The sequence below is a fragment of the Cellulosimicrobium cellulans genome (assembly GCF_016921195.1).
Taxonomy (GTDB): Bacteria; Actinomycetota; Actinomycetes; order Actinomycetales; family Cellulomonadaceae; genus Cellulosimicrobium; species Cellulosimicrobium cellulans_F.
Map to the genome: position 1 here is coordinate 1 of NZ_JAFGYF010000004.1, position 17859 is coordinate 17859.

Below are 17859 nucleotides of genomic sequence, written 5' to 3' on the forward strand. Positions count from 1 at the left end.
CGGGCCTGGCGGGAGCCGCGAGGAACGAGCGGCGGATGGTAGACGCGGCACCACCACCCACCCCGACCACCCAACCCGACCACACGCCGTCGAGCACAAGAACCACGGCTCTCCCTCGCGCGACCACGGCTCTACCCCACGTGACCACGGCTCTACCCCACGTGACCACGGCTCTACCTCGCGCGACCAGGGTTCTACCTCGACCGACCAGGGCTCTACGTCGCGCGACCGGGGCTCTACCTCGTGGGAGGGGTCGCCTGTTCGGCGCGGGGGCGGGGTTCGCCGTAACCTGGCAGACGTCGTCGGCGACGTCCGCGACGCAGGCGGGCGGGCACCGACGCTCTCCCGCCCCGTCGCCCCGAGGAGGCCCCGTGCCCGAGCCCGTCACCGCTGCGCCTGGTCCGGCAGCACCCGACTCCCTGCCGCACGTCGTGGTGGTCGGCGCCGGGTTCGCCGGGCTCGCCGTCGTCAAGGGGCTCGCGAAGGCGCCCGTGCGCGTGACGCTCGTGGACCGCCGCGTCTACAACACGTTCCAGCCGCTGCTGTACCAGGTCGCGACGGGCGGCCTGAACCCGGGCGACGTCACGTACTTCCTGCGCGGGCTGCGGCTCAAGCAGAAGAACGTGCGGGTCGTGCACGAGCACCTCGTCGGCATCGACCACGAGGCGCGGCGCATCCGGCTGCTCAACGACGAGTGGATCGGCTACGACTACCTCGTCGTCGCGAACGGCGTCACGGCCAACTTCTTCGGCACCCCGGGTGCCAAGGAGAACTCGTTCCCCATGTACTCGCGGTCCCAGGCCATGAAGATCCGGGACACGCTCTTCATCCGCCTCGAGAAGGCCGCGGCGAACCCCGGCAAGGACGAGGGCCTGCGGGTCGTGGTCGTCGGCGGCGGCGCGACGGGCGTCGAGGTCGCGGGGGCGCTCGCGGAGCTTCGCACCGCGGGCCTGCGGCCCGCCTACCCGGAGATCCACGGCGACGCGTTCGAGGTGAAGATCGTCCAGCGTGGCGCCGAGGTCCTCAAGTCGTTCCACCCGAAGCTGCGCCGGTACGCGGCCGAGGAGCTCCGCCGCCGCGGCGTCGGCCTGCACCTGGGCGCCGGGGTGGCCGAGGTGCTGCCGGACGCCGTCGTGCTCACGGACGGCACGCGCATCCGCTCCGACCTCACGGTCTGGTCGGCAGGCGTCCACCCGCACGAGGAGGTCGACGACTGGGGCCTGCCGCGCGGCGACGGCGGGCGCGTCGTCGTGGGCGACGACCTGCAGGTCGAGGGCCTGCCCGGCGTCTTCGCGGCGGGCGACATCGCGGTCTCTCCCGCCGGGCTGCCGCAGCTCGCGCAGCCGGCCATCCAGTCGGGCGAGCAGGTCGCGCGCAACATCGAGGCGCTGCTCGCCGGACGCCCGACGACGCCCCTGCGCTACTTCGACAAGGGCACCATGGCGGTCATCGGTCGGCGCGCGGCCATCGCGGAGGTCGTCGGCAGGCTCCGGCTCACGCGCGGCGTCGCGTGGCTCGCGTGGCTGTTCGTCCACATCATGGGGCTCATCGGGCCGCGCAACCGCCTGACGACGCTCGCCGGCCTGGTCACGCGCTACGGGTTCCCGTTCCACCGCCGCCCGATCCCCATCGTCGGCGACGTCCCGACCGTCCGGCCGCCCAAGCGCACGACGCCCCGCCGCGGCTGAGGCGCCCGCAGGATCACCCGCTGTCGGCCGCTCCTCCGGCCGCGGTCGGCGCGGCCGTCACGTACCCTCGAAGTCGCAGGGGCAGTTTGCAGGGGCAACCGGGGGCACGTAGTGGCACGACGAACGACGGCACCGTCGACGACGAGGGGCCGGACGCAGGACATCTCGCAGCGGCGCGGCAGGCGTTCCGGCGCCCGGGCGAGCGGGACGGCGGTGCCGAGACGGGCGCGCGTCGTCGTGCTCGCCGTCGTGGCCGTGGCGGCGCTTGCCGGGTGCCGCGCCGAGGCGCTGCCCGGCGGTCCCGGGACGCCGTCGCCCACCGCGACCCCGACCGCAGAACCGACCGCGGCCCCCACCCCCGGCCCGACGACCGAGCCCACCGGCTCGCCGACCACCGGGCCCGGCTCACCGGTCCCGCCCGGCGGGTCCGACGGTGTCGAGGTCTCGGTCGAGATCGAGCCCGCGTTCCCGATGCCGAACCTCGTGGAGACCAAGCTCAAGCAGGCGCGCGCGGACCTGGAGAAGCGCGGTGCCGCGAGCGTCGTCGTGGTCGACGCGCGCGACCCGGGCGCGGGCGCCCTGCCGGGCGCGTCGAACGGCTGGACCGTGTGCGTCCAGGACCCAGCGGGCGGCGACCTCCTGCGGGGCTCGGCGACCGTGACGCTCGCCGCGGCGCCCAACGCACGGCACTGCCCCTGACGCTCCCGGACGGCTGACGCCGTCCCCGGTGGCGGCGTCAGCCGGGTGGGAGCACCGTGGGACCCAGACCGCCCGCAGACAGGAGTCCGCCGCATGAAGATCGCCCTCGTCGGTGCCCACGGCAAGGTGGGCCGGCTGCTCGTGCCGATCCTCGTCGACCACGGCGCCACCGTGACCGGGATCGTGCGCGCCGAGGAGCAGCTCCCGCTCGTCCGCCGCCTCGGGGGCGAGCCGCTCCTGCTCGACGTCGAGTCCTCCTCGACCGCCGAGCTCGCTGCCGCGCTCGGCGGGTTCGACGCCGTCGTGTGGTCCGCCGGGGCGGGCGGCGGGAACCCGGAGCGCACCTACGCCGTCGACCGCGACGCCGCGAGCCGCACCATGGACGCCGCAGCAGCGGCGGGCGTCAGCCGCTACGTCATGGTGTCGTGGATCGGCTCCGTGCCGGAGCACGGCGTCGACCCGGACTCGAGCTTCTACCCCTACGCGGACGCGAAGCTCGCCGCCGACGACCATCTGCGCGGGACCGACCTCGACTGGACGATCCTCGGGCCGGGCACGCTGACCGACGACGACCCGACCGGCGCGATCCGGGTCGTCGGTGACGGCGCCGACGGGCTCGAGGGCGCCGACGACGTCCCGAGCGGCGCGGCCTCGCAGGTCTCGCGCGCGGACGTCGCGATGGTCGTCGCGCAAGCTCTGCGCACCCCGGCGGCGGTGGGCCGCTTCGTGCGGTTCACGGCCGGTGACACACCCATCCTCGACGCCCTCGACCGGTAGCGGTCAGCGCCCGACACGGCGGTTCACGCGGTCGCGCAGGTCGAGGGCCGTGCGGCGCCAGGTCGCCGCGCGCGCCACGACCGACCCCACGCTCGTGTCCTCGGCGCGCACGTGCACGACCTCGACCCCGCGCTCCGCGGCCGTCCGCACGATCGTGTCCGTGGCGCCGCGCAGCGCGAGCTGGAGCAGGACGGACGTCGTGCTCGCCTGCGCCTCGCCCGACCCGAACCGGCGCTCGTGGACGACCTGCGTGACCACCCGGTCGAACATCGGTTCCGGTGGCGCGTCCACCTCGGCCGCCGCCGCGTCGCCGTCCGTGTCCGGCGGCAGCACGGCGAGGTAGAGCGAGAGCAGGAGCTCGCTGACCTTGCGCAGCACCCACGCGCGGCCGGGCAGCGGGGGCAGCGCGACGACGTACTGCGCGAGGTTCGCCTCGAGCGCCTCGGCGGACAAGCACGTCCACGCGGGCGCGGTGCGGACCTGGACGACGCGGTCCCAGTCCACGTCCTTGCCGTCGAGTCCCACCCGCTGCGGACCGATCGTCACGGCACCGAACCGGTCGAGCAGCGCGAGCGGTGCGGTCGCGAACCGCGGCACGTACGGCACGAGCCGCACGATGCCCTGGATCGACACGTCCCACTCGCGCTCGAGCGGGTACGACGGCCGCGGGTAGGCGGCCATCGCGCGCCGCACCCACCCCGCGACGACCTCGTCGAACGAGTCGTCGCCCGCGGCGTCGTCGAGCAGACCGCCGTCCACGCCGTCGGCGACGGCAGCGTCGTCCGCGAGCGCCTCGACGAGCGCGTCCTCCAGCGAGGTGTCGAGGTCGGGTTCGAGAGCTCCCTCAGGCGCCGGGTCGACGTCGTCGCGCCGCGTGCGGCGGCCAGGGAGCGAGACGGGCCGGGAGAACGAGGGCCGCGGCAGCGACGGGAGCGAGGGGACGCGCAGGAGGCGTCGCTCGCCGAGCAGCCGCGCGAGGGTGCTGCGCTCGTCCCCCGCCGTCACGCCCGGCAGGTCCGGGCCCGCGCCCGGCTCGTCGTCCGTCGTCGTGAGGAACGGTTCCTTCGCCACCTCGGCCCCCTTGTCCATGACGCCCGACGGCGCACCGCGGTCAGCGTAGACCCGGCCGCCCCCGCAGGACGACGCAGGGCGGGGCCGCCCTCCCGTGGAGGACGGCCCCGCACGTCGGGCGACCGGCGGCGTCAGCCGCAGTCGACCGCGTCGTACGCGACGTCGTACGTCTGGGTGTGGTTCTCCCCGCCGCCCGCGAGGCGCGCGACGACGCTCACGGTGCCGGCGTCGACCGACGCCGACCGCGTGGAGAACGACTGGTACGCGTTCGCGTCGGGCGCGACCTGGCCGAACGCCCGCTGGCCAAACGGCGTGACCAGGCGGAGCGAGACGGGCTCGTCCTCACCGTTGGTCGCGCGGACGGCGACGTAGGCGGTGCCGTTCAGGCAGCGCGCCTCCGCCTCGATCGCGTCGACGCGCGGATTGCCCACGCCGTTGATCGCGAACGTGTCCTCGGACAGCGCCGCGACCGCGTGGCCGATCGCGCGCGACATGATGTCGAGCGCGGTCGCGTCGACGTTGTCGATCGTGTCCGCCGGCGAGTGATAGTTCGGGTCGTAGAAGATGCCCTCGGTGCCGCCGAACAGCGCGACCTCCTCGGCCGTCTTCGAGCCGTCCGCCCCGGTGAACAGGCCGGACGCGGGGACGCCGTTCTCGATGAACGCCTGGTAGTCGGAGCGGCCCGAGAACTCGGTGTCGACCCAGGGCTGGTCGATGCCGTCGAAGTAGTCGGTGAACACCGCCTCGGTCTCGGCCGAGCCCGGCGGCACCTCGACGGGCGCGGGGTAGGTCGACTCGTTCGCGTCGTACACGCCGATGATGTAGTTCGGCGAGCCGACCATGTCGAAGTTGAGGTACGTCGCGATGTCGTCGAGCGCCTCCGGGTCGTTCGCGGCGAGGTCGCTCACGTAGTGGGTCGAGCCGCGCAGCCCGACCTCCTCCGCCCCCCACCAGGCGAACCGGACGGCGTTCTCGACGTCCTGCCCGCCGTCGGTCGCGGCCGCGAGCTGGACCGCGACCTCGAGGATCGCCGCCGACCCCGAGCCGTTGTCGTTGATGCCCGGACCGTCCTCGACGCCGTCCAGGTGCGCGCCGACCATGACGACGTTGTGGTCGCGCCCGCCCGGGGTCTGGGCCAGCACGTTGAACGTCTCGAACTCCTCGACGTGCGTCTGCAGGTCGTAGGTCGCGACCGGCTCGGCCCCGCCCGCGATCGCGGCGAGGATCGCCTGGCCGTCCGCCTGCGTGATGCCGACCGTCGGTACCCAGACGTCGCTCTCCTCGCCGAGGGTCGGGTTCAGCGCGCCGTCGGTGTTGTTGTAGAGGATCACGGCTGCCGCACCGGCCTCCGCCGCGAACCGCGCCTTGTCCGCGAACGAGCAGGAGCCGCGGCTGACCAGGGCGACGGCCCCGGCGACGGCGACCCCGTCCCAGGTCTCGGCCGTGCAGCCCTGGACGAGCTCGTCCGCGGGCTGGACGATCGGGCCCGTGACGCCGTCGTCCGGGGTGTCGGGCGCGAACTCGGCCGGGTAGACGTCCGACGTCACCTCGACGCCGGCCGCGGTGAGGGACAGGTCGTCGACGACCAGGTCCTCGAACGTGAAGTACTGGCGCTCGGGCTCGTAGCCCGCGGCCCGCAGGGCGTCCTCGACGTAGACGGCGCTCGCCTCGTACCCGGGCGTCTCCATCGCGCGGTTGCCGCCGTTGGCGTCCGCGATGTCCTGGAAGTCCTGGAGCCGCTGCATGACCGCGTCGCCGGTGACGAGGTCCTCAAGCGGGGGCGGGCCGTCGGCGGCACGGAGGCCACCTGCGGGGGCAGCGCCGACGGGCGCTGCGGTCAGAGCCGCGAGCACGAGGCTCGCGGCGGCGGCAGACGGGACGATCGTTCGTGGTCTCACGCATCCTCCTCGACAGTGGCCCCCGCCGACCGGCCCCGGTCGTGTCGGGGTCCGGCCGAGTCGCACACGAGACGCGCGACGCTGCGAAGGCTCGTGTGCTCGCGAGCGTAGGCCCAGGAGGCCCTGCGCGAAACCCCTGTCGCACCGACCTGCGCGCACCGGGCCGGAGACGTGGGCGGCGTCGGGCAGACTGTGCCCGTGCCCGGATTCGCCGTCGTCGACCTCGAGACCACGGGGTTCTCCCCGCGCCTCGGTGACCGGGTCGCCGAGATCGCGGTCGTCCTGGTCGACGACGCGGGCCGCGTCGAGGACGAGTGGTCCACGCTGGTCAACCCCGAGCGCGACCTCGGGCCGCAGCACGTGCACGGCATCGCGGCGGCCGACGTCGCGCTCGCCCCGACGTTCGACCGCGTGGCCCCCGCGCTCCTGCGCCTGCTCTCCGGTCGCGTCCTCGTGGCGCACAACGCGGCCTTCGACACGCGCTTCCTGCGCGCCGAGATCGGGCGCGCGGGCATCGCGGCCGCGATCGATCCCGTCGCGTGCCTGTGCACCCAGCAGCTCGCGGGCCGCTACCTCACGGGCTCGCGCGCGCTCGCCGCGTGCTGCGCGGCGGTGGGCGTCGTGCACGACGACGTCCACTCGGCCCTGGGCGACGCGCGCGCGACCGCGGGGCTGCTCGGGTACTACCTCGACGTGGCGGCCGACGACGAGTGCTGGGAGGTCGCGCGCGCCGCCGCGGACGGCGTGCGGTGGTCGCTGCCCGCCGCGCTCCCCGGCGTGGAGCCGGTCCTGCGCGGCGCGAGCCGCGCGCGGGGGCACTGGCTCGCCGCGCTCGACACGCCGGCCGGGCGCCGGAGCGCCGCGCACTCGCGGACCGGCCGCCCCGGCGCCGACACCGGCACGTACCTCCGCCTGCTCGATGCCGCGCTCCTCGACCGCTACGTCTCCCACTCCGAGCGCGCGGCGCTGCTCGCCGAGGCACGCCACGCCGGGCTGGACCGTCTTGCGGTCGAGGCCGTGCACCGCGACTACCTCGCCGCCCTGGCCCGCGCGGAGCTCGACGCGCTCGACGGCGCCACCGCCACGGGCGACCGGGACGGCGGCGCGTCCCTGCGCGACGACCCCGCGCTGCACGAGGTCGCGGGCCAGCTCGGCCTCGACGCCGACGACGTCGCCGGCGCCGTCGAGGCGGCGCTCGCTGCGCGGCTCGCGGACGACCTCGCCGTCGCCCCCCGCCCCGCGTTCGTGCTCGCGGAGGGTGACGAGGTCGTGCTCACCGGGTCGATGTCCCGCACGCGCGAGGCCTGGGAGCGCGACGTGCGCGCCGCGGGCCTCTCCCCCTGGCCCTACGTGACGCGCCGGACCCGGCTCGTCGTCGCGGCCGACCCGGACTCGCTCTCGACGAAGGCCCGCACCGCGCGCCGGTACGGCATCCCCGTGGTCACCGAGGCCGCGTTCGGGACGCTGCTCGCGGCGTCCTGCGCCACGAGCGGACGCGCGCCCGGCGCCGCGGTGCGACGCTGGGCGTCATGAGCCCGAAGGCCTCCCGCGGCACCGACACCCCGCCCGGGCACGGCACCGATGTCGACGCGCTCGTCGACGGGCTCTTCGCGCTGCCGCTCGAGCAGTTCGTGGTCGCCCGCACCGCGGCGGCCAAGGAGATCAAGGCGTCGGGGGACTCGGTCGGCGCCGAGCGCGTGGGCCGGCTCGCGAAGCCGACCGTCGCCGCGTGGGTCGTCAACCAGGTCGCGCGCGAGCGGCCCGACGACGTCGCCGCGCTCGTCAGCCTCGGGGACGAGCTGCGTGACGCGACGGCCGATCACGACCGCACGCGCATCCGCACCCTCGACCGGCTGCGGCGCGAGCGCGTGGAGCGCGTCGTGGGCGAGCTGCGCGACGCCGGAGAGGTCGCCGGTCGGGCCGTGTCCGCCACGGCGCTCGACCGGCTCGCCGAGACGCTCACCGCCGCCGTCATGGACCCGGACGCCGGCGCGCTCGTCCGTGCCGGTCGGCTGTCGCAGGCCCTCCAGCACGTCGGGTTCGGGATCGTCGACGAGGGCGGTGAGCCCGCCGACGTCGTCGAGCTCCGGGCGCGCAGCGGTGCCGCCGACGAGCGCGGCGGCTCGAGGCCCGCCACGCGCGACGCCGCGATGCGCACGGCGGGACGCACCGGCGCAGCCCGTGGCACGCCCGCGGGGTCGTCCCCCGACGACGGCGAATCACCCGAGGACGCCGTCGCGGCGGCCGAGCGCGCGGTCGAGGAGACCGCGGCCGAGGTCGACCGCCTCGAGGCCGAGCGCGACGAGGCGGACACGCGCGCGCGGGAGGCGAGCGACGCCGTCGGGCACGCGGAGGAGGCGCTGGGGCGCGTGGAGGACGAGCTGGCCCGGCTCGCCGACGAGCGCGAGGAGCTGCAGGCGCGGCTCGCCGAGGCGCGCGACGCCGAGGCCGCGGCCCGGGAGTCGCTCGACGACGCCGACGCCCGGCTCGACGAGGCGGAGGAGCGCGCCGCGGCCGCTCGCAAGGCCCGGCGCGCCGCGCGCCGCGGCTGACCCGGCCGGCGTCGTTCGTCGTCCGCGAACGCGGGACTGAGCCGGGCACGCTCAAGGTTGGACAGGTCAGGACGCCACGGGCCGACCGTGGCACGACAGACCTGGAGGACCCCATGATCAGCACCTACACCGTGGCGCCGTTCCGCCCGCTCCCCACCGAGCGCGTCGTGCGCCAGCTCTGGACGCGCCCGGTGGGCACGCCCGTCGCGCGGTCCGGTTACGCGCCCGCCGCGGACGTCTACCGTGAGGGCGACGACCTCGTCGCCCGCTTCGACCTGCCGGGCGTCGACCCGGAGCGCGACGTGACAGTCGAGCTCGAGGGCCGTCGCCTCGTGGTCCGTGGCGAGCGCCGCGACCAGCGCGTCGTCGAGGCCCCCGCGGCCGAGGCCGCCGACGGCGAGCAGCCCGAGGCGGGTACGGACGGGGCGAGCACCGACGAGGCGGCCGAGGTCGCCCCGGCCGGGCGGCGCGTCCGCGAGGTCCGGTTCGGCGAGTTCCGCCGCACCGTGACCCTGCCCAAGGCCGCGGAGGCCGACGCCGTCCGCGCGTCCTACGACGCGGGCGTGCTCACCGTGACCGTCGCCGGCGTGTTCGCCGGTCGCGCCCCCCAGCGCATCGAGGTCACGCGCGCGGCCTGACGCCGCACCACCGGCGCGGCGGACGTCGCGCCGGCACCCTGACCCCGGTCGCGCCCGCCCCCTGTGCGACCGGACCACGGACGGGGCCGGCACCTTCGGGTGCCGGCCCCGTCCGCCTGCCCGGCTCAGCCGAGGAACGACCGCAGGGCCTCGGTGACGAGCGCGTGGTCGTCGCCCTGGGCGAGCCCGGACACCGTCACGACGCCGACGATGCCGACGCCGTGGACCCGGACCGGGAAGGCGCCGCCGTGGGCGGCGTACTCCTGGAGCGGGAGGTCGTGCTTCTCGTTGAACGACGTCCCCTTCGCGCGGGCGCGCAGGCCCACGAGGTACGACGACGCCCCGAACCGCTCGACGACCCGCACCTTGCGCTCGACCCAGGTGTCGTTGTCGGGCGTCGTGCCCTCGCGCGCGGCGTGGAACACCTGCTGCGGGCCCTTGCGGACGTCGATCGTCACGGGCAGGTCGCGCTCCTCCGCGAGCTCGACGAGCAGGCAGCCGAGCCGCCACGCGTCGTCGTGCGTGAACGCGCGGAGCACGAGGTCGCGCTCGTCCGCCTCGACGGAGGCGATGAGGGCGGCGAGGTCGTCGGGCGTCGTCATGCGGTCATCGTGGCACGATCGCGACGTGACGACGACGCCCGCTCCCCGCCCGGCACCTCTCGACCCGCTCGACCTCGGCCTGCTCGACCGCGCCTCAGGCGTGCTGCTCGCCCAGGCGGCCGGTGACGCGCTCGGGGTCCCGTACGAGTTCGCGCAGCCGCCCGGCCCCGGGCAGCAGGAGGCGGTCGCGGTCATGCGCGGCGGCGGCCTGGGCCCGTACGCGCCCGGGGAGTGGAGCGACGACACGCAGATGTCCGTGTGCGTCGCCCGGGTCACGGCCGCCCACGACGTGCTCTCGCCGGTCCCGGACGCGCTCGGCGCGACGCCGCTCGACGAGGTCGCGGCCGCGTTCGAGGCGTGGCGGACCGGGGGCGCGACCGACGTCGGGACGCAGACCGCGGCCGTGCTGCGCGACGCCGCCGCCCGACGCGGACCCGCCGCGAGCCGCCTGCGCGAGGCGTCCGTCGCGCTCCACGCGGCGACGGGTCGCACCGCCGGGAACGGCGCGCTCATGCGCACCGGCGTCGTCGGGCTCGTCGCGCTCGACGACCGGGACGCGACCGCGCGCGCGGCCCGCGCCGTCGCCGCCCTCACGCACACCGACCCGCTCGCCGCCGAGTCGTGCGTGCTCTGGTCGGAGGCGGTGCGCGTCGCGGTGACCGAGCAGCGGCTCGACGTGCGCGCGGGTCTGGACCTGCTGGACCCGGACGCCGCGGCGCGCTGGGCGGCGTGGATCGCGGACGCCGCGCTCGCGCGACCCACCGCCGACCTCCGGCAGAACGGCTTCACCGTCACCGCCCTCCAGGCCGCGTGGCACGCGATCGCGACGACCTCCGCGCCGCAGGGCTCGTCGTTCGCCCACCGCGACCACCTCGTGGCCGCGCTCCAGGCCGCCGTCTCGATCGGCGGCGACACGGACACCGTCGCGGCCGTCGCGGGCGCCCTGCTCGGCGCCTGCTACGGAGCCCACGCCGTGCCGCCCGAGTGGGCGCGGGCCGTCCACGGCTGGCCCGGGATCGCCCGGCGCCAGCTCACGGCCCTCGCACGACGCACCGCGCAGGGCGGGCTCGTCCGATCCGGCGCGCTCACACCGTCGGGCGCCGAGCCGGTCCGCACCCAGTTCTGCCCCCTGTGCGGCACGCTGCTCCGCGAGAACCCTCGCTACCCGCGGCACGTGTGCGCGTGGTGCGAGGTCGACGTGACCGACGAGGCGGGCCGTGCGGTCTCGCTCTCCAACGTGGGCTTCGGCGGCGGCTACCAGGCCCACTACCTCGACCGCTCCCCCGCGTCCGACGCGGTGCGCGCCGGGCGCGTCTGGATCGGCGGAGTCGAGCACCGGGCGGGCGAGGCCCGCTTCGGCGGGATCGTCGTCGAGCCGCTCGACGAGGGCTCCGGGCCTCGATCGTCCTGACGCGACGAACCCGAGGTCGTCCCGCGCGAGCGTGCGCGGGGAACGACCCCGGGTTCGGCGAGGCGCCTCAGCCGCAGGCGACCGCCGGGTAGGCGACGTCCTGCGCGGAGGCTCCGCCGTCGGGCACCTCGCCCGTCACGGTGACGGAGCCCGCCTCGGCCGCGACGGAGCGCGTCGAGAACGACTGGTACGCGGCCTTGCCCGGCGCGACCGCCGCGAACGTCCGCGTGCCGTACGGCGTCGCGAGCGTGACGTCCGCCGGGACGTCGCCGGTGTTCGTCGCGCGGACCGCGACGTACGCGGTGCCGGCGAGGCAGCGCGCGCTCGTCTCGACGTCGAGCGTGGGGCCCGCCGCGTCCTCGCGCTGAAGCGTCACCCGGTCGACGACGCGCTGCGACCCGGTCGTGTAGGTCGTGACGGTCAGCGACGTGGGCGTCACGTCGAGGTCGGAGTAGCTCGCCTCGCGCGACTGCTCCCAGCGCGCCGTCCACGGCTTGGCGCCGTCGAAGTCGTAGAACTTGGAGCCCGACGACGAGTTGCCGGTGAGGTAGAGCACCTGGTCCTCGTCGGGGGTGAGCACGTCGCCCTCGGCCGGTGCCTCGTCCGGCACGACGGGCGTCGCGCCCTCCATGAGGTACGAGCGCGTGTAGATGTGGTCGTGCCCCGCGAGGACGAGGTCGACCCCGAGCTCGCTGAAGACCGGCGACAGGGCCTCGCGCATCCGGACCACGTCGGTGTCGCGCGAGTGGAACGCCTGGCTGTAGAGCGAGTGGTGGAACGTCACGACGACCCAGTCGTACGCGTCACCGCGGGTGCCGATCACGTCGCGCAGGAACGCCTCGTGGCCGGCGATCTCGGCAGGGTCGGAGTCGTTGGAGTCGATCGCGACGACGAGCACGTTGTTGTAGGAGTACCAGTAGTCGCGGCGCTGCTCGGTCGAGAGGTTCGGCATCGCGTAGTGCTGGTCGTAGAGCGCGGACGCCGTGTCGTGGTTGCCGTCCTGGACGGCGAAGCGCAGCTCGCGCATCTGGCGCGGCGCGAGGAACCCGGTGTACTGGGCGGCGTTGCCGGCGCTGTCCACCTGGTCGCCCGCGGAGATGAGGAACGCCGTGTCCGGGTGCCGCGCGGTCATCGTGTCGAGGTTCGCAGCCCAGCGCGCGGCGTCGTTCGCGGCGTTGCCGCTCGCGCCGATCTGCGCGTCGCCGACGAAGAGTGCGCTGAACTCGTCGCCGAACGTGCCCGTGGTGAACGTCGTCGGCGCCGACCAGCCGGTCGCGGCGCTGCCCACGCGGTACACGTAGTCCGAGTCCTCCTCGAGACCGGTGATCGTCGCGTGGTGGTAGGTCGCCCCGTCGGCCGCGGTGCCGTTCCGGGACGACGACGTCGCGGCCGTCCGCCAGTCGACCTCGCCGCCCGCCTCGTCGGCGCGGGCCCACTGCACCTCGCCCGCGCCCGGCAGCGTCGAGAACCACGCGACGTTCGCCTGCGTCTCGTCCGCGCCGACGTTGAGGGCGACGTCGCGCACCTCGCCGTGCGTCGGCACGAGCGACCGCACGTCGAGGTAGATGTCCGAGCTCGTCGGCGCGTCCTGGTAGAGCGCGACGGAGATCGTGTTCTCGCCGGGCGTGAACGCGTCGGCCGGGACGACGAACGTGCCCGTCACCGGGTCCGTGCGGCCGTTGCCGTGGTACTGGAGGTTCTCCGTGATCTCGCGCCCGTCGTCGCCCAGGCGCACGACCTCCTCGCCGTTCACGTAGACGATCGCGGCGTCGTCGTAGACGATCTCGCCCTCGAACGCGGGCACGCCGTCGAGGTCTGCCGCGGTGAGCTCCACGTCGGTGCGGAAGAAGAACGTGGGGACGTCCGTCGTCGTGCCCTCGATGTACTGGGTGAGGAGCGTGGTGATCGGGAACGCGGCGCCGATCCCCGTCGCGGCGCCGCGCTTGGCACCGAACGCGCCCGTCGCGGTCTTCCACGCGGAGTCGTCGAACGCCGTGGTCGTCCACACGCGCTGGTTCGGGTCGGCGCCCGCCGGGTTCGTGTTGTCGTCGAGGTAGCGCCAGGTCGTGCCGGACGTCGAGAGCAGGGACTCGTCGGCGGCGGCCGTCGGGGTCGCGGTCGCGGCGACGAGCGCCGTGCCGACGAGCGAGACGGCGAGCGCCGACGCCGCCGCGCGCGTCAGCGCGCCGGGGAGCCGGGAGGCGTGCGGGTTCATGGGTTCCTTCGCAGGTCAGGGGTCCGCGCTGCGACGACCGTCGGACCACCGTGGCGGCGTCGGACCCGTGGTGGGAAGCGCTGTCACAGTAGGGAGGCGGGATGGCGCGCACCCGTCCGCCCGGTGAACTCCCGGCGGCGGGCAGGTGGCCGTCCCCGGACGTGCCCGGAACGCGACGACGCCGCGCCCCCGGGACGGGGACGCGGCGTCGGGCGTGCGAGGTCGCGGGTCAGGCGTCCTGACGACGGCGCAGGACGAGGACCGTGACGCCGAGCGCGACCAGCACGGCCGCCGCGAGCGCGATGCCCCAGGCCTGCACGCCGGTCGTGGCCAGGCCGCCGGAGCCGCTGTCGGCGGGCGCCGTCGGGGCGTCGGGCGTGCCCGGCGTGCCCGGCGTGTCGGGGGTCACGGGCTCGGTCGGGGTGGGGGTCGACGGCGTGGGCGTCGGCTCGACCGGCACGTCGGCCGTGTTGGTCAGCACGACCGCGACGTCCGCCGTCGCGCCGATCTCGACGCGCACGGTCCCGTCGTCGCCCGGCTCGACGGCGGCACCGTCCACCTGCCAGGTCGGCTCGCCCCACTCGACCCCGTCCACGGCGGGGAAGGTCGGCTCCGACAGCACGACCTCGGTACCGAGCGGGAGGGCGTCGACGGTCGCCGAGCCACCGACGGGCACCGCGAGCTCGCCCGTCGTCCCGTCCGCGTCGTACGCGACGGTGAAGGTCGTCCCCGCGGGCACGGTGGAGGCCGCGGCACCCGCGACGACCTTGGTGACCGTGAGGCTGCCGGTCTCGACCACGGGTTCGGTGGCGCACGGGATCGAGCCGGCGAAGAGGTAGGCGTGCGCCTCGCCGCCGAGCAGCGTGAGGTTGCGCGCGACGACCTGCCCGTCGAGCGGGGCCGCCTCGACCGTGAGGTCCGCGGTCGGGGCGTACACCGACCCGTCGAGGCGGGTCCCGCCGGTGCCGAGCGTGACCGGTCCGTCGAGCTGCGAGAGGTCCCACAGGACGTAGCGGGCCGCCGCGCCCTCCGCGCCGAACACCGAGCCACGCAGCTCGGTCGTCCCGGCGGGGACGGAGACGATCAGCGGGGTGTCGGCCGACGGCAGCACGCCGTCCGCGAACTGCACCGTGTACGCGTCCGCGATCGCGGCGTACTCGACGACGTTCGGTCGCCCGGGCTCGAGCGCCGAGAGGACGACGCGGTCGCCGGCGTCCTCGGCCACCGTGAGAACGTGGGCCGCACCGCTCGGCACGAGGTCCGCGAGGCACTGGCGCACCTCGGCCGGCTCCGTGGCGCCCGCCTCGACGTACGCGGCGACGGAGTCGCGCTCGGTCGCCACGGTCGCCGCACCGTCGGGCCACTTCTGGTTGGTCGCGTCGATCGCGGGGGCCTCGTCGACCGCGGTGCGGTACCGCACCCAGTCGGCGCGCTGGTGGGTGCCGAACGCGGGGTCGTCACCGACGACCTTGAGGTAGCCCTCGAGCTCGGCGCCGCTGCCCGCCGGGACCCCGGCGTTGGTGATCTGCGTCAGGCCGGACGTCGCCGCGTACGACCCGACGAGCAGGCGGGTCGGGTCGCCGTCGACGGTCGGGATCGTGTAGTCGGCGGTCCCGGCCACCTGGTGGACGATCGGGTACGTGCCCCCCTCGGCCCGGACGGTCAGCTCGCCACCGACGGCGACGGACCCCTCGGTCTCGTGGTTGTCGAGGTGGGCGTCCTCGCGTGCGTAGACGCTGAAGCCGCCGGCCAGGTCGAACGGGTTGACCGTCGCGCCGACGGCGCCCGCGCTCGTGACGGGCAGGACCACGCCGGTGACGGAAAGGCCGCCGGCGACGAGGATCGCCGCGGCACGACGGATAGTAGTTGCGCGGAGCAACTTGTTTGCGGACAGCATCGGGCCAGTCATCATTCACCTGGGGTCGGGGTCGAGGTCGAACGGGCCGGGAGAAGGCCCGCACCTTCACGGTAGATCGACCTGGACGCGCGTCCAGTAACTGCGACAGGGTGAAGTCAGCCCGTTGTGACCAAGGCCACCGGGCCGCGCCTCACTTCTCTCCCGGTTCCTCCGCGGTTGCCCGAGATGTCCTCTGGCCGGCTCAGGGGCTCGTGATCAGGCCGTCCGCGCGGTCGTGACCCGCGGATGCGTCGCGGTGCCCGCCACCGGTGACGACGGCGCGGACGTGCCCCGCCGCGAGCCCCGCCAGGGCGGCCCGCAGCCGGTCGAAGAGCGCGACGCTGCTCGCGCCGGGCCAGTCGGGGGGCAGCGCGCTCGGCGGCAGTCCCGGGTCGAGATACGGGACGGGCCGCCAGTCGTCGACCGCGCGCACCCACCGCGCGAACGCGTCCCGGGGCGAGCCGGCGCGCCCGAGCGGGTCACCGCCGTCGTGCCGGTCGAGGAACGCGCGGTGCAGCGCCGCGACCCTGTCGAGGTCCCACCACCGCGCGGCGGCGTCGGCGAACGCACCCACGACGCGCGGCCGCCCGGCCAGGAACACCGTCGCCGCGTCACGGACGTCCAGCGCGGCGAGGACCTCCTCGACCTCGTCGGCGAGGTGGCCCGGCGCGATCCACAGCCCGTCCGCGACGCTCCCGGCCCCGATCCAGGCGAGGTGCCGCCGGAGCTGGTGGCGCACGGCGCGCCGCTCCTCCGGCAGCGAGTACGACACGAGGCACCACGGGTCGTCCTCGCCCTGCTGGCGGTAGGCGAAGATGCGCCGGTCACCGCGCGCGAGCATCGGTCCGGCGTCGGGCGCGAGCCGGTACCCGGCGCGGCCGTCGTCGAGCGTCTCGGGGACGAGCAGTCCTTTGGCCTTGACGCGCGAGACCGCGCTGCGCGCGCCCGCGGGCGCCACGCCGAGCGCACCGAGCAGGTCGACCAGGTCGGCCACCGCGACCGCACCGCCCATGTCGCGGACGTACAGCCCGACGACGGTGCGCAGCAGCGACGTCGTGCTCCCGGGCCGGGAGTCGAGGTCGTCGAGGATCACGCGGTGCCGTCCGCGCCCGCCGACGCTCGCGTGGTCGCCCGGGACCCGAGCACCTCGAGCAGCGCGTCGCGGACCGCCTCGACGCCGACGCGCACCTCCTCGAAGCTCGTGGAGAGGGGGGACAGGCCGAGGCGCAGGCCGTCCGGGCGACGGAAGTCGGGGATGACGCCGCGCTCCCACAGGAGCGGGAGCGTCGCCTCGAACGCGTCGTGGTCGACCGTGACGTGGCTCCCCCGCCGCGCCGGGTCGCGCGGGGACGCGTACCGCACACCGAGCGGGAGCAGGAGGTCGTCCACGAGGGCGGTCGCGTGCTCGGTGAGCGCGACCGACTTCGCGCGCACCGCCGCGATCCCCGCCTCGGCCACGAGGTCGAGCATGTCCTGCATCGCGAGCATCCCCACGATCGCGGGCGTGCCCGACAGGAACCGCCGGACGCCGTCGTGCGGCGCGTACGCCGGGCCCATCTCGAACGGCGCGGCGCTGCCCATCCAGCCCTGGATCGGCTGAGTCAGCACGCCCTGGAGGTCGGCGCGCACGTAGCCGAACGCGGGCGCGCCCGGCCCGCCGTTCAGGTACTTGTACGTGCAGCCCGCGGCGAGGTCGACGCCCCACGCGTCGAGCTCGACCGGCAAGGCCCCGACCGAGTGGCACAGGTCCCACAGGACGAGCGCACCGGCGTCGTGCGCGAGCGCCGTGATCACGGCGGCGTCGCTCACGTACCCCGACCGGTACGCGACGTGGCTGAGCAGCACGAGCGCCGTCCGGCCCGAGAGCTCCGCGGCGACCTGCTCGGGCGTCACCCCCGCGTCGTGGTCGGGCGTGATCCACCGCAGCGTCGCGCCGTGCTCGCGCGCGACGCCCTCCAGCACGTAGCGGTCGGTCGGGAAGTTGCCCGCGTCGAGCACGATCTCGTCGCGCCCCGCGACCTGCGGCGCCGCGAGCGCGGCGCGCACGAGCTTGTAGAGGATGACGGTCGTCGAGTCGCCCACGAACGTCTGCCCGGGCGCCGCGCCGAGCGTCACCGCGCCGATCCGGCCGCCGAGCGTCAGCGGGAGGTCGTACCACTCCTCGTCCCAGCCGCGGATGAGCCGCGCACCCCAGACGTCGGTCGCGAACCGCGCGAGCCGCTCGGCCGACGCGCGCGTGGGCCGGCCGAGCGAGTTCCCGTCGAGGTACGCCGTGACCTCGTCGGAGCCGACGAACGCGTCGCGGAACCGCGCGAGCGGGTCGGCCGCGTCGAGCGCGGCGGAGCGGGCGGCGTGGTCCTCGGTCATGGTCGTCCTTCCGGTGGGGCGGGTTCTCGGGTCGCGCCGCGGGC

General features: G+C 75.5%; 14 protein-coding genes. 7 read left to right on the forward strand and 7 right to left on the reverse strand.

Going from position 1 to position 17859, the window contains the following annotated elements:
* Nucleotides 1–371 precede the first annotated feature (371 nt).
* From JN535_RS10160 to JN535_RS10170, 3 genes are all read left to right on the forward strand, one after another.
* Nucleotides 372–1688 (forward strand): NAD(P)/FAD-dependent oxidoreductase, encoded by a 1317-nt coding sequence (locus JN535_RS10160; protein ID WP_307868543.1) that lies wholly within the window; start codon nt 372–374, stop codon nt 1686–1688.
* 213 nt (nt 1689–1901) lie between these two features.
* Nucleotides 1902–2387: a hypothetical protein gene (locus JN535_RS10165; RefSeq protein ID WP_205205452.1), complete on the forward strand. Its 486-nt coding sequence runs from the start codon at nt 1902–1904 to the stop codon at nt 2385–2387.
* A gap of 93 nt (nt 2388–2480) precedes the next feature.
* Nucleotides 2481–3164: an SDR family oxidoreductase gene (locus tag JN535_RS10170; RefSeq protein WP_205205453.1), complete on the forward strand. Its 684-nt coding sequence runs from the start codon at nt 2481–2483 to the stop codon at nt 3162–3164.
* 3 nt (nt 3165–3167) lie between these two features.
* On the opposite strand, the gene JN535_RS10175 is transcribed toward JN535_RS10170, so the two are convergent.
* Nucleotides 3168–4235 carry a hypothetical protein gene (locus JN535_RS10175; protein ID WP_205205454.1) on the reverse strand — a complete coding sequence of 356 codons (1068 nt, stop codon included), beginning with the start codon at nt 4233–4235 and terminating at the stop codon, nt 3168–3170.
* Nucleotides 4236–4366: 131 nt separating this feature from the next.
* Nucleotides 4367–6133 (reverse strand): M28 family peptidase, encoded by a 1767-nt coding sequence (locus tag JN535_RS10180; RefSeq protein WP_205205455.1) that lies wholly within the window; start codon nt 6131–6133, stop codon nt 4367–4369.
* Nucleotides 6134–6331: 198 nt separating this feature from the next.
* On the opposite strand from JN535_RS10180, the gene JN535_RS10185 reads away from it, so the two are divergent.
* The 3 genes from JN535_RS10185 to JN535_RS10195 all read left to right on the forward strand — a co-directional run bounded on the left by JN535_RS10185 (nt 6332) and on the right by JN535_RS10195 (nt 9323).
* Entirely contained in the window at nt 6332–7666 is a 1335-nt protein-coding gene (locus JN535_RS10185) for an exonuclease domain-containing protein (protein ID WP_205205456.1), read from the forward strand.
* Nucleotides 7663–8685, forward strand: a complete 1023-nt coding sequence (locus tag JN535_RS10190) for a hypothetical protein (protein ID WP_205205457.1) — start codon at nt 7663–7665, stop codon at nt 8683–8685. Before JN535_RS10185 ends, JN535_RS10190 begins: the two co-directional genes overlap by 4 nt.
* 113 nt (nt 8686–8798) lie before the next feature.
* Nucleotides 8799–9323: an Hsp20/alpha crystallin family protein gene (locus tag JN535_RS10195; RefSeq protein ID WP_205205458.1), complete on the forward strand. Its 525-nt coding sequence runs from the start codon at nt 8799–8801 to the stop codon at nt 9321–9323.
* Between the two features lie 125 nt (nt 9324–9448).
* Here the strand turns inward: JN535_RS10195 and JN535_RS10200 are convergent, their stop codons facing one another.
* Nucleotides 9449–9925, reverse strand: coding sequence for a heme-degrading domain-containing protein (locus JN535_RS10200; protein ID WP_205205459.1), 477 nt, complete (start codon nt 9923–9925; stop codon nt 9449–9451).
* Between the two features lie 25 nt (nt 9926–9950).
* Here JN535_RS10200 and JN535_RS10205 point away from each other — a divergent pair, with 25 nt between their 5' ends.
* Entirely contained in the window at nt 9951–11336 is a 1386-nt protein-coding gene (locus tag JN535_RS10205; protein WP_307868544.1) for an ADP-ribosylglycohydrolase family protein, read from the forward strand.
* A gap of 67 nt (nt 11337–11403) precedes the next feature.
* Here the strand turns inward: JN535_RS10205 and JN535_RS10210 are convergent, their stop codons facing one another.
* The 4 genes from JN535_RS10210 to JN535_RS10225 all read right to left on the reverse strand — a co-directional run bounded on the left by JN535_RS10210 (nt 11404) and on the right by JN535_RS10225 (nt 17815).
* Nucleotides 11404–13551, reverse strand: a complete 2148-nt coding sequence (locus JN535_RS10210) for a purple acid phosphatase family protein (RefSeq protein WP_205205461.1) — start codon at nt 13549–13551, stop codon at nt 11404–11406.
* Between the two features lie 229 nt (nt 13552–13780).
* Nucleotides 13781–15448, reverse strand: coding sequence for a collagen-binding domain-containing protein (locus JN535_RS10215; protein WP_205205462.1), 1668 nt, complete (start codon nt 15446–15448; stop codon nt 13781–13783).
* A 202-nt stretch (nt 15449–15650) separates the two neighbouring features.
* Complete coding sequence (locus tag JN535_RS10220) at nt 15651–16541, reverse strand: PaaX family transcriptional regulator (RefSeq protein WP_307868546.1); 891 nt, start codon at nt 16539–16541, stop codon at nt 15651–15653.
* On the reverse strand, nt 16538–17815 hold the full coding sequence (locus tag JN535_RS10225; RefSeq protein WP_205205463.1) for a kynureninase: 1278 nt from the start codon (nt 17813–17815) through the stop codon (nt 16538–16540). Before JN535_RS10225 ends, JN535_RS10220 begins: the two co-directional genes overlap by 4 nt.
* Between the last annotated feature and the right edge of the window lie 44 nt (nt 17816–17859).

Excerpts from the sequence above, each read along its gene's own strand:
- JN535_RS10170 (WP_205205453.1), top strand. The coding sequence starts at position 2,481 with ATGAAGATCGCCCTCGTCGGTGCCCACGGCAAGGTGGGCCGGCTGCTC.
- JN535_RS10190 (WP_205205457.1), top strand. The coding sequence starts at position 7,663 with ATGAGCCCGAAGGCCTCCCGCGGCACCGACACCCCGCCCGGGCACGGC.
- JN535_RS10200 (WP_205205459.1), bottom strand. The coding sequence starts at position 9,925 with ATGACGACGCCCGACGACCTCGCCGCCCTCATCGCCTCCGTCGAGGCG.
- JN535_RS10215 (WP_205205462.1), bottom strand. The coding sequence starts at position 15,448 with ATGCTGTCCGCAAACAAGTTGCTCCGCGCAACTACTATCCGTCGTGCC.
- JN535_RS10225 (WP_205205463.1), bottom strand. The coding sequence starts at position 17,815 with ATGACCGAGGACCACGCCGCCCGCTCCGCCGCGCTCGACGCGGCCGAC.
- JN535_RS10210 (WP_205205461.1), bottom strand. The coding sequence starts at position 13,551 with ATGAACCCGCACGCCTCCCGGCTCCCCGGCGCGCTGACGCGCGCGGCG.
- JN535_RS10195 (WP_205205458.1), top strand. The coding sequence starts at position 8,799 with ATGATCAGCACCTACACCGTGGCGCCGTTCCGCCCGCTCCCCACCGAG.